Source organism: Vibrio sp. B181a (assembly GCF_030248375.1).
Classification (GTDB): domain Bacteria; phylum Pseudomonadota; class Gammaproteobacteria; order Enterobacterales; family Vibrionaceae; genus Vibrio; species Vibrio campbellii.
Genome location: NZ_JAHGAD010000024.1, coordinates 83,695 through 95,936, shown reverse-complemented (window position 1 = coordinate 95,936; position 12,242 = coordinate 83,695). Strand labels below are relative to the sequence as shown.

Here is a 12,242-nt window from a genome sequence, read left to right as displayed (position 1 = left end):
TGTACCGTCCTACATAGGTTTAATTGCCGGGTGCGTGAGCTTCGTTCCGTATTCCAATAACGGAAGCCGTCATCACAGGGTTGATTTCTATAGATTTCTTATTTAGGGTGTTGGGTATGAACTATTTAGCTATTTCTATCTCGACTAACTGTTGTTGTCGCACCTCCCAAGACGTGCGGCGGCTTTCGCGTAGCTATTAGTTAGCAAAAGATCATACAGACATATTAAAGGCCGCCGATGTTTTCATCCGCGGCCTTTTTGCATTTAAAGGAATAACAATATGAGTCAGTCAAAATTACAACTATTCAATACACTGGGGCGCACCCTTGAGCCGTTCAATACCATCGAAACAGGTAAGGTTGGTTTGTACGCTTGTGGTCCGACGGTGTACGACTATGCGCACGCAGGAAACTTGAGAACCTACCTTTTTGTGGATGTGTTAAGACGTACGTTAGAGCTCAACGGCTACGACGTAAACCACGTTATGAACATCACGGATGTTGGCCACTTGGTGTCTGATGCCGATACCGGTGAAGATAAAATGGAGAAGGGCGCGAGAAAACAGAACAAGTCTGCTTGGGAGATCGCAAAGTATTTTGAAGACGCGTTTTTAGATGATCTTAAAAGCCTCAACATCATTAAGCCTTCCATCATTTGTCGCGCTACCGATCACATTCAAGAACAGATTGAATTCCTCCTAGAGCTTGAGCAAAAGGGCTTCACCTATCAAACCTCCGATGGCGTTTATTTTGATTCGGCCAAGCTTCCAGATTACGGAAAACTTGCCAAACTGGACCGCGAAGGCTTAGAAGCGGGCATTCGCGTCGAAATGGCAGAGAAAAAGAGCCCAACCGACTTCGCACTCTGGAAGTTTAGCGGCGACACGCCAAGACAAATGGAATGGGAAAGCCCTTGGGGAGTTGGCTTTCCAGGGTGGCACATTGAATGTTCTGCGATGGCAGAGAAGTACCTTGGGGAAGTGTTCGATATTCATGTTGGTGGGGAAGACCATATCCCTGTTCATCACACCAACGAAATTGCCCAATGCCAAGCAAAGAATGGACACGTTCAAGCGAATTACTGGCTGCATGGCTTCTTCCTTCAATTGAACAAAGAGAAGATCTCCAAATCCGGTACGTCACTTCGTCTTGATGCCTTAATCGAGAAAGGCTATGACCCGCTGGCTTACCGTTACTTGGTATTGACCAGTCATTATCGCAGTCATTTGAGCTTTACTTGGGAGAGCTTAGACGCTGCACAAACCGCTTTAAAGCGCCTGAAAGCGAAAGTGTCGGCATTACCAGAAGGTGGCAAAGTCGACCAAACGTTTGTTGAGCGTTTTATGTCACTCATCAACAACGATTTAGCCATGCCACAAGCGATTGCACTAATGTGGGAGTTGCTTGGAAGTGCATTAAACGATGCAGATAAAAAGGCAACGGCGCGCTATTTTGACCGTGTGTTTGGTTTGGAGCTTGATAAAGTAGAAGAAGAGGAAATCCCTCGCGAGATCTTGGAATTGGTAGAGTTGCGTTTGCAAATGAAAAAGCAGAAGGAATACCAACAAGCTGACGAAATCCGCCAGAAAGTTGCCGAACTTGGCTACAGAATCAACGATGCTGGTGGTGGCTCAACGGTAAGTAAACAAGGCTAGCAAGCTGGAAACCAAAAAAGGCTCACTGCGATAGTGAGCCTTTCTAATTGAAACGATCAACGCTCTCGTCGCTATTGAATCGCTAACTCAGGTTGCGAAGCCGTATTCACTTCTGCGGTTTGATTGTATTTCTTAATCACTAGCGTCAAGCGAATCAGCATTGCAATTGCTGCTGTAGTTAAGCCGGTTACGATACCAATCCAGAAGCCTTCTTCGCCCATTGCAGGAACGATTTCATCCGTGATACCCAACAACATACCCAGTGGAAGCGCCAAGCCCCAGTAGGCTAGAATCGCCAGAATCATCGGGATCTTAGTATCTTTGTAGCCACGCAGAGCGCCGTTCGCAGAGGTCTGTAGCGCGTCGCTGAATTGGTACATCGCAGTAAACATCAGCAGAGTAGCCGCTGTTGCTGAAACCACTGGATCTGTGGTGTACAAACGAATGATCCATTCTGGGAACAGCAGGAAGAAACCGACTGAAATCAGCGACAATAGCGCTGCGGTAATAATGCCAACCAAGCTGCGATGTGAAGCTGTTTCAAGCTTTTGTTCACCCAAGGCATGACCAACACGAATCGTGATACCAAATGAAAGGCTCATTGGGATCATGTACGTCATGCTAGAGATGTTCAGTGCAATCTGCGCCGCCGCAACGTTCTCAGCACCAATACGGCCAATCAATAGAGCAATCACTGCGAAGATGCTGCCGCAAACCGCGATGTTCAAACCAATCGGCATGCCGAGTTTGAACAGCTGTTTGATCTCTTGCCATATCGGTTTTAACTCAGCGAAGTGCAGAATGTTTTTGTAATGATGATGGCGTTTGATGTAGCTAAACAGTAGGACAGACATTAACCAGTAAACCAAGCTTGTTGCCCAGCCACAGCCAACCGCACCTAATGCAGGCATGCCGAATTTACCGTAAATCAGAATGTAGTTAACAGGGATGTTTACCAACAAACCAATCACCGAAATCAGCATGGGTGCGCGAGTGTTGTTCATCCCTTCGCAGAAGCCATTCAAGGTGTAGAAAAGCGCAATGCCCGGAACACCAAATGCCAATGCAACAACGTAGTCACTGGCGATAGGAATGATCTCAGGTGCAACGCCTAGGCCAACGAGAATGGTTTCACCAAGCAGCAAGTAAACAATCAAAATTGCGCTAACGAACGCCGACAACCAAAGCATCTGAATAAACGCGATACGCACGTTATCCAAACTTTGTGCGCCGCGGTGGTAAGCCACAACGGGTGTTAATGCCATGATGATGCCGCGAAGCAAAAGCGAAACGGGTAGCCATAAACTGGTGCCAAGTGCGATCGCAGCGAGGTCGGCAGCGCTCACTTGGCCTGCCATTGTGGTATCGATAAAGCCCATTGACTGAGTGGCAAGTTGCATCAGAATGATAGGGATCGATAGATGTAACAAAGCTCCCGATTCTTTAAAAAAGCGAGAAAAAGAGGAAGGTGTGTTTTGCATGGATGTAGTTAAACACCAATATCAATGCACCAGTGGAAGCAGGATAGCGTTGTGCATTGTAGGGTGTGCCGCGTAGGCAGGCGCAATATACGGATTTTTGTTCTTGCGTTCAATATGTAATTTATATCACAAGAAAACGATTGCTTTTGGTTTTTAAAGAGTTATTTGTCCTGTGAATTTATAGCGTTTTTTACTGTTCATTTTTAGATGAAAACAAGTGGTTTTAGACTCGCTCGTTTCAATAATAATCAGTCATTATTCCGCTTTTCGATGGTTACAAATCTTTTTATCTAACCTCTCGATTTATTTATTGTGTGATTATTTTCTTGGTGATATTTATCGCCTTAGTTTAGGCAATGCATGGAATAAACAATGGAAGCCGAGCAATTAGAAGTACTGAATTTCATTAGCCAATACCCACCTTTTGATGACTTACCGGAAGAGCACCTGAGAAACATCGCAATGAATGCCGAAGTCTCGTATTACCGCGCAGGGACAGACATTCTCAAGAAAGGCGATGACATTCGTGATTTGTACATGATCCGCAGTGGTGTGGTGGAAATCTTCCGCCGCAAAGGCGAGTTGTACAACCGTATCGACGCTGGTGGTTTGTTTGGACAAATGGGGTTGTTGATGAACAATCGTGTTCGCATGCCAGCTAAAGCGATCGAAGACACCTTGGTTTACTGCATTCCAGAGAAGATTTTCACTGAGCTATGTGACGAGTTTGAGAACTTTGCCGATTTCATGGAATTGGAAGACAGCGCCAGGCTGCGTACCGCGGTATCAAACCAGTCAGATGGGAATGACTTCACTACAGCGAAAGCGCGCAAGATCTTAAGCCGCGAGCCAGTAACGTTAGAAGCCACTGCAACGGTGCGTGAGGCCGCAATCTTGATGGCGGAAGAGGGCGTTACTGCGCTTTTGATTGTCCGCGCACAAGAAGACATTACTGAAGACGACGATGACCAACTGCTTGGTATCTTGACCGAGAAGGATCTGTGTGTTCGCGTTTTAGCTGAGGGTAGAGACAGTGATATTCCTGTCAGTGAAGTGATGAGCTACGACGTTGTGTCGCTCGATTACAGCGCTTACGTGTTTGAAGCCATGCTGACAATGCTGCGTTACAACGTCCATCATCTGCCAATCTTAAAAGACAAAAAGCCGATTGGTGTGATTAGCATGACGGATATCGTCCGTTATGAGTCGCAAAACAGCTTGTTGCTTGTGAGCTCTATCTTCCAACAAAACTCAGTCGAAGATCTCAAAGCGGTTTCTAAACAAGTGAAAGACTGCTTTGTGAGAATGGTGAGTGAAGATGCAAATGCCCACATGGTTGGGCGGGCAATGTCGGTGATTGGCAGCAGCTTTAAACAGAGACTGGCAGAGTTAGCAGAACAAGAATTAGGTCCTGCGCCCATCCCTTATTGTTTGTTGGCTATGGGTTCCATGGCGCGTGATGAGCAGCTTATCGTCACAGACCAAGATAACGCGCTGATTCTGGATAACAGTTACGAACCAGCACTGCATGATGAGTACTTTGCTCAGTTTGCGAAGTTCATTTGTGATGGATTAGCCGAATGCGGATACACCTACTGTACCGGCGACATCATGGCGACCAACCCAGAATGGCGCAAAACGCGTTCAGAATGGGAAGAGTGCTTTGCGAACTGGATTGATGAGCCAACACCAGAGCGACTTCTGAACAGCAGTATTTTCTTCGACTTACTTGGTGTACATGGACGTGTGAAATGGGCAGAACAGTTGAGTGGATTTATTGTCCGCCGTGCCAAGAAGAATAGCCGCTTCTTAGCTTGTATGGCTTACAACGCGATTCGTCGCACGCCGCCACTTGGGTTCTTTAAAGACTTCGTGATGGAGAAAGACGGTCGTCATCGCAATTCCATTAACTTGAAGCGTCGCGGTACCGCACCAATGGCGGATCTGATTCGGGTCCACGCTTTGGCGATTGGCTCTCGCTCGCAAAACTCGTTTGAACGTCTAGATGATATCAACAATGCGGGCATCTTACCGAAGGGGCGCGGCATGGACTTAAAAGATGCGATGGAGTTGATCTACATGGTGCGAATCCGACATCAAGCATTGGATATCGAAAATGGGGAAGAGCCGGATAACAACATCGAGCCAGAAGAAATGTCGGAGTTTGAACGCCGTAACTTAAAAGCCGCATTCCAAATCCTAAGCAATGCTCAGAACTACATTAAGTTCCGTTACCAGAGAAGTGGCAAATGATGTGGTTTTCGAAACAAAAGCAAGACAGTCGCGATTTGCTTGATACCAGCCAGACACCCGATTGGCCGATCTTCTTTGAGCAACTTGCCGAGCAAGCGAAAGATACTCGATTAAAACGCTATTACTCTGCGCCTATTGTGAATGGTGATACGCCATTAAAAGAGGTACCGTTTGTCTCCGTCGATTTCGAGACCACGGGTTTAAACGCCGAGCAAGACGCCATTCTCACCATCGGTTTGGTGCCATTTACACTAGGGCGAGTGCAGTGCAGCGGATCTCGTCATTGGGTGGTGAATCCAAATCGAGAATTGAATGAAGAGTCTGTCGTGATTCACGGCATTACCGATTCCGAAGTGAAGAATGCGCCGCAACTTGAGCAAATTCTAGATGCCATTCTTGATGAGTTAGCCGGAAAGATTGTGGTGGTGCACTACAAAAACATCGAGCGTCAATTCTTCAATAACGCATTGTTAAACAGCCTGGGAGAGGGGATTCAATTTCCAGTCGTTGATACGTTGGACATCGAATACGCCATTCAGCGTCGAGAGTGTGAAGGTTGGTTGAACAAGCTCAAAGGTAAAAAGCCTGGCTCGGTACGTCTCGGTCATGCGCGTGAGCGTTACCATTTGCCTGCTTATCAGCCACACCATGCGCTGACCGATGCTCTTGCTACCGCTGAGTTGTTACAGGCGCAGTTGCAATACCACTTTGACGGTGACATGCCGTTGTCTGTGATTTGGCAGTGAGTTATTCGCCTCGTTAATGCATTGGCGATAAATTTTATTGGTCGTCCTGATAACAAAATGCAATGCGATATCAGGACGGTTGAAGGTAAAATTATAAAGTAGAGCAACCCTTCTAAAAGCGACACAACGATCGCACATAAGCTTTGCAGCAAGTGACACAAGAAAGTCATCACTCGGCTTCCTACATCAAGCTTAATTTGAACTTAAATATAGCCACGTTTTTAAGGAGACAAATCGTGAGCACCGACAACAATGGCGGTATACAACGCCCCGACGGTAAGGTGAACCCGATCGATACTGATTACCAGATTGGTCAGGACAACGTCGCGTTAAAAGTAGGTCCTTTTGGACTTGATATTCACAACCGTGTGTTTGCTATTTCAGGTATGTCGATCATCCTGTTCGTAGTGTTAACACTGACATTCAGACAACAAGTAGAACCGTTCTTTGCGGGTTTGCGTGGTTGGCTAGTGTCAAATCTTGATTGGTTCTTCCTATCTGCAGGCAACGTGTTTGTCGTGGTGTGTTTGATCCTGATCGTAACGCCACTTGGTCGCGTTCGTATCGGCGGTACAGAAGCAACACCGGACTACACTTACGCAGGCTGGTTAGCGATGCTATTCGCTGCTGGTATGGGTATCGGTCTGGTATTTTTCGGCGTATCTGAACCTATGTCTCACTTCAGTGCTGCTCTTGGCGGTGTGAACGTTGAGAATGGTGTTCGTACTGACTGGGCTCCACTAGGCGCAGCAGAGGGTGATACATCAGCAGCGTCTGCACTTGGTATGGCAGCAACGATTTACCACTGGGCACTTCACCCATGGTCAATTTATGCACTATTGGCTCTAGGTTTGGCGATCTTCTCGTTCAACAAAGGCCTGCCTCTAACGATGCGTTCTATTTTCTATCCTCTTTTTGGCGAGCGAGTTTGGGGTTGGGTTGGTCACATTATTGATATCTTAGCGGTAGTCGCGACGGTATTTGGTCTTGCGACTTCTCTTGGTTACGGCGCATCACAAGCAGCTACAGGTCTAAACTTTCTGTTCGGTATCCCTATGACAGAGACAACGCAAGTTGTGCTTATCGTGATCATCACAGCACTTGCTTTGATTTCGGTAGTCGCTGGCTTGGATAGCGGTGTAAAACGTCTGTCTGAAATCAACATGGGCTTAGCGGCACTATTGCTATTGTTCGTGATCATCGTGGGCCCGACAGTCGCTATCATGACTGGTTTCTTCGAGAACATCATGTCATACCTTGCGAATGTTCCAGCGCTATCGATGCCATTTGGTCGTGAAGACGTGAACTACTCACAAGGTTGGACTGCGTTTTACTGGGCGTGGTGGATTTCATGGTCACCATTCGTCGGTATGTTTATTGCGCGTGTATCTCGTGGCCGCACAGTTCGTGAGTTCATCGTGTGTGTTATCCTGATCCCATCAACCGTGTGTGTCCTATGGATGACGGCATTCGGTGGTACGGCGATCAGCCAATACGTGAACGACGGTTACCAAGCGGTATTTGACGCAGAGCTTCCACTTAAACTGTTCGCGATGCTAGATGTGATGCCACTGTCTCAGATCACGTCTATCGTGGGTATTATTCTGGTTGTGGTGTTCTTTATCACATCAGCGGATTCTGGTTCGCTTGTGATCGATACGATTGCAGCTGGCGGTAAAGTAGATGCACCAACACCTCAACGTGTATTCTGGTGTACATTCGAAGGTTTAGTTGCAATCGCGCTAATGCTTGGCGGTGGTCTCGCGGCTGCACAAGCGATGGCGGTAACAACTGGTCTACCATTCACTATCGTACTGTTGGTTGCAACGGTTTCTCTAGTGAAAGGTTTGATGGATGAGCCTCGCCCAACATCAAAATCAATGAAGAAAGCGAAAGCGTAATTTAAGCTTTCTTCGTAACAACGAAAAAACGGCATGCTTCGGCGTGCCGTTTTCTTATCTGAATTCTTCATCTTTAGTCATCAATCGGCTGCCATTCTCTTCCTGCTCGAAACAATTCCTCAGTGCGAAACTGACGATGTTTTGCTCATTTGGCTTCGATTAATTTTTTACCCTATAAATACATTAGAGCTCAAACTATTTTTAAAGTCATGCTCATTTGGCCTTAATGCGATTTAGATCAAATAAGTAGGTATTTAGAGCGGCTTTGTTTGATTTTTATGCACTATCAGTGTGCATAATAAAAAGGAAATTTAATTAGTGTACGAAGGATATGTATCTACACATGATTACCTCAGCCCCTTGGGTGATGTATCCAGAGATTGGAGAAGACCCAAGAAAAAAATGGATTTTTCGTGAACCTGTCGTGTCTGATGGCGACGATATTTATGGTTTGATCGCAGATTGTCCTCCGCTCGATATGAACTCTTCATATTGTAATTTCCTTCAATCTAGCCATTTCAGCAAAACCTGTGTTTTAGTTGAGCACAAAGGCGAGATTGCCGGTTTCATCTCTGGTTACCAGAAGCCTGGTGAGACTAACGTGTTATTCATTTGGCAAGTCGCCGTAGCGCCAAGATTTAGAGGTAACGGGTTGGCTTTCAAAATGCTCAGTAACTTACTCGACCGAGAAGGCCTCGAGAGTATCAACGCTATTGAAACCACGATCACCAAGTCAAACGACGCGTCTTGGGCGCTATTCAAAAAGCTCGATGCGCAAAATGGCAATGCTGGCGAAGTGAGTACCTTCTTGGACGAAGACAAACACTTTAAAGGCAAGCACGATACGGAATATTTGTATCGTATCCCTCTCAAATAAACCCACCAATAGGAATCAAACAACGGTCTTATCATGGATATTTTTAAAAAGCAGGAATCCAACGTACGTTCATACTCAAACAGTTTTCCGGTCGTTTTTCGTAGCGCGAAAGGTTGCTGGTTAGAAACAGAGCAAGGTGAACGTTACCTCGACTTTCTTGCTGGAGCGGGATCTCTCAATTACGGCCATAACAACCCAGTATTTAAGCAAGCACTGCTTGAGTACATTGAAATGGATGGCATTACACACGGCTTGGACATGCATTCAGAAGCCAAAGCTGCCTTTCTTGAAGCACTAAATCAATACATTCTTGAACCAAGAGGACTGGATTACAAAGTTCAGTTCACAGGCCCAACGGGAACCAACGCCGTTGAAGCCGCCATCAAACTCGCAAAAAAAGTAACGGGTCGTAGCAGCATTGTTGCTTTCACCAACGGTTTTCATGGCTGTACTGCAGGCGCACTTGCAGCAACGGGTAATCAACACCATCGCCAAGGCGCGGGATCGAGCTTAAACAATGTCACGCGAATCCCATTTGAAGGCTATGCAGGCATTGATGGTTTGAAATTGTTTGAAACCATGCTGACTGATAACTCTGCAGGCATGGACAAGCCAGCGGCGGTTTTACTCGAAACCGTACAGGGCGAGGGCGGTCTGAATGTGGCTTCTAACGAGTGGCTGCAACGACTCAGTAAGCTGTGCAAAGCTCACGATATCTTATTGATTGTTGACGATATTCAAGCAGGCTGCGGCCGCACAGGCACTTTCTTTAGCTTTGAACCGTCGGGCATTAAACCAGATATGGTAACGCTGTCGAAATCCATCGGCGGTTATGGTCTGCCAATGGCAATTGTTTTGCTAAAACCTGCGTTGGATAAATGGAAACCAGGCGAACATAACGGCACATTCCGCGGCAATAATCACGCGTTTGTCACAGCAGCTAAAGCACTTGAAACATACTGGTCGAACGACCGCTTTGAGCTGCACATTAAGCGCTGTTCAAACATGGTTGAAGAAGTCATTCAACGCTCCGTTCAACGATTCCCTGAACTGTTTGTTCAGAGTAAAGGTCGCGGCATGATGATCGGTATTGAGTGTAAGAATGGCGAGATTTCAGGAGCTATTGCAAAAACCTGTTTCGACAATGGCATGGTGATTGAAACAGCCGGTCCAAATGATGAAGTGGTGAAGTTCTTTTGCCCATTGACCATTTCTGAAGCCGAACTCACTCAAGGGCTTAATATCTTCGAGGGCTCGGTAGAAGCCATCGCAAGTAAATATTTCAAACAAGCATCATAGCAAGGAAAGAATTATGATCGTTAGAACACTCGACGAGTGTCGCAATAGCGAAAGACGTGTTGTGTCTGATAACTGGGAAAGTGTCCGTATGTTATTGAAAGACGACAATATGGGCTTCTCATTCCATATCACGACGATATACGAAGGCACCGAAACACACATTCATTATCAGAACCATCTAGAGTCGGTATTCTGCATGAGTGGAGAAGGGGAAATTGAAGTCGTTGGCGGTGAAACTTACCCAATCAAACCGGGTACGCTGTATATCCTAGACAAGCATGACGAGCACTACCTACGCGCCTACAAAAACAAAGAAATGGTAATGGCGTGCGTGTTCAATCCGCCGATCACCGGGGCGGAAGTGCATGATGAGAATGGTGTTTATCCCCTGGTGGACTAGTCGTTCTCTTCAAATACTTGAAACGGGGTGAAGTTTCACCCCTTTCTTTTTCCTTTCTTTCAAATGACCAATCATTAAGGCCCCCTCATGACATTTACCGTAGAAAAGATCGGCGGTACTTCGATGACAGCGTTTGATGCTGTGCTCGACAACATCCTCCTTCGTCCACAAAACCCATATAACCGTATTTTTGTTGTTTCTGCTTATGGCGGTATGACCGACGCTCTATTGGAATGCAAAAAAACCAGTAAGCCCGGTGTCTATCAGCTTATCGCTAAGCGAGATGAGGCGTGGCAAGGCGCTTTAGCCTACGTAGAAAGCCGTATGCTGCTGACAAACGAACATATTTTTGCCGATCCGATGAATAGAATGAGAGCGGATAAGTTCATTCGTTCCCGAATTGCGGAAGCAAAAACATGTGTCACCAACATCCTAGAAACTTGTCAATATGGACAGTTTTCTCTGCGTCACTATTTGCCGCAGATCCGCGAGTTTCTCTCTTCAATTGGTGAAGCACATAGCGCTTATAACACCGCGTTGAAGCTCAAAAATATGGGAATCAACGCAAAATTTGTCGACCTTTCCGGTTGGGATAACCAACAGCCCAAAACGTTGGATGAATCCATCTCTGATGCCTTTGTAGATATTGACGTCACCCAAGAGCTACCAATCGTGACGGGTTATGCGTATTGCAAAGAAGGGTTAATGCATACCTATGATCGTGGCTACAGTGAGATGACTTTCAGCCGAATTGCGGCAACAATCAAAGCGGATTTAGCGATTATTCATAAGGAATATCATTTAAGCTCTGCCGACCCAAGAGTGGTGGGAGTCGACAGTGTTAATCCGATCGGATTTACCAATTACGATGTTGCCGACCAATTGGCCAATCTTGGCATGGAAGCGATTCACCCCAATGCGGCGGCGGGTTTACGAGAAAGTGGTATTGAATTGCAGATCAAAAATACCTTTGAACCTGAGCATAAAGGGACGCTGATCTCGGCCGATTACCGTCCTGAGAGTGACCGCATTGAAATTATCGCAGGAAAGCAGAAGGTGTTTGCGCTTCACTTGTTTGATCAAACCATGGTTGGAAAAGTGGACAATGTCAGTTACGAACTGATGGAAATCATTGCCGATGCACGCGTCAACCTTATCGGTAAAGAGATGAATGCGAACTCCATAACGTATTATCTAGGTGGCAGTGTCGATAGCCTAAACAAAGTACGTTACAAAGTAGAAAAACGCTATCCGCAAGCCTCTATTACAGGGCGTATGGTGGCTCTTATCTCTGCAATCGGCTCCCAAATCGATACCAATAAAACGTTAGCCAAAGGCGTTTTTGCACTGATGAATCGCGATGTGACACCCATTGCTCTCCATTCATCAATGAGAAACGTTAACGTACAGTTTGTTGTGAGTGACGACGAGTATAAGGAAGCGATTTGTGCGCTACATGAAGAGTTCTTTGAACAAGACAGCGATGCAAATAAGTCGGCGAATGTTGCTTAATCGATTTGCCCAATGATAATGCAGTTTCAAATGCGGTTAATCGCTATTTGAAACTGCTTAACTGAATACATATTTTAAACTTCGCATGATAGTGGAGAATACAAGAGTAAATAATGACT

9 protein-coding genes are annotated in these 12,242 nt (G+C 46.1%); 8 read left to right on the top strand and 1 reads right to left on the bottom strand.

Features of this window, described 5'->3' with window-relative positions:
• Positions 1-280 precede the first annotated feature (280 nt).
• Positions 281-1,654: a cysteine--tRNA ligase gene (gene cysS / locus KIO97_RS12280; protein WP_285382736.1), complete on the top strand. Its 1,374-nt coding sequence runs from the start codon at positions 281-283 to the stop codon at positions 1,652-1,654.
• Between the two features lie 71 nt (positions 1,655-1,725).
• On the opposite strand, the gene KIO97_RS12275 is transcribed toward cysS, so the two are convergent.
• Positions 1,726-3,135, bottom strand: coding sequence for an MATE family efflux transporter (locus KIO97_RS12275; protein WP_285382735.1), 1,410 nt, complete (start codon positions 3,133-3,135; stop codon positions 1,726-1,728).
• Between the two features lie 372 nt (positions 3,136-3,507).
• Here KIO97_RS12275 and KIO97_RS12270 point away from each other — a divergent pair, with 372 nt between their 5' ends.
• The 7 genes from KIO97_RS12270 to KIO97_RS12240 all read left to right on the top strand — a co-directional run bounded on the left by KIO97_RS12270 (position 3,508) and on the right by KIO97_RS12240 (position 12,123).
• Positions 3,508-5,388 (top strand): DUF294 nucleotidyltransferase-like domain-containing protein, encoded by a 1,881-nt coding sequence (locus KIO97_RS12270; protein ID WP_285382734.1) that lies wholly within the window; start codon positions 3,508-3,510, stop codon positions 5,386-5,388.
• Positions 5,385-6,134, top strand: a complete 750-nt coding sequence (locus KIO97_RS12265; protein ID WP_285382733.1) for a 3'-5' exonuclease — start codon at positions 5,385-5,387, stop codon at positions 6,132-6,134. The genes KIO97_RS12270 and KIO97_RS12265 overlap by 4 nt, the downstream gene beginning before the upstream one ends.
• A 236-nt stretch (positions 6,135-6,370) precedes the next feature.
• The gene (locus tag KIO97_RS12260) at positions 6,371-8,035 is read left to right on the top strand and encodes a BCCT family transporter (RefSeq protein WP_285382732.1); all 1,665 of its coding nucleotides are present in this window, start codon (positions 6,371-6,373) and stop codon (positions 8,033-8,035) included.
• A 343-nt stretch (positions 8,036-8,378) separates the two neighbouring features.
• Positions 8,379-8,912 (top strand): diaminobutyrate acetyltransferase, encoded by a 534-nt coding sequence (ectA, locus tag KIO97_RS12255; RefSeq protein WP_285382731.1) that lies wholly within the window; start codon positions 8,379-8,381, stop codon positions 8,910-8,912.
• Between the two features lie 33 nt (positions 8,913-8,945).
• On the top strand, positions 8,946-10,211 hold the full coding sequence (gene ectB, locus KIO97_RS12250) for a diaminobutyrate--2-oxoglutarate transaminase (protein ID WP_285382730.1): 1,266 nt from the start codon (positions 8,946-8,948) through the stop codon (positions 10,209-10,211).
• Positions 10,212-10,224: 13 nt separating this feature from the next.
• Positions 10,225-10,611 carry an ectoine synthase gene (locus KIO97_RS12245; protein WP_005393369.1) on the top strand — a complete coding sequence of 129 codons (387 nt, stop codon included), beginning with the start codon at positions 10,225-10,227 and terminating at the stop codon, positions 10,609-10,611.
• An 87-nt stretch (positions 10,612-10,698) separates the two neighbouring features.
• Positions 10,699-12,123, top strand: coding sequence for an aspartate kinase (locus KIO97_RS12240; protein WP_285382728.1), 1,425 nt, complete (start codon positions 10,699-10,701; stop codon positions 12,121-12,123).
• The last annotated feature ends 119 nt before the right edge of the window (positions 12,124-12,242 follow it).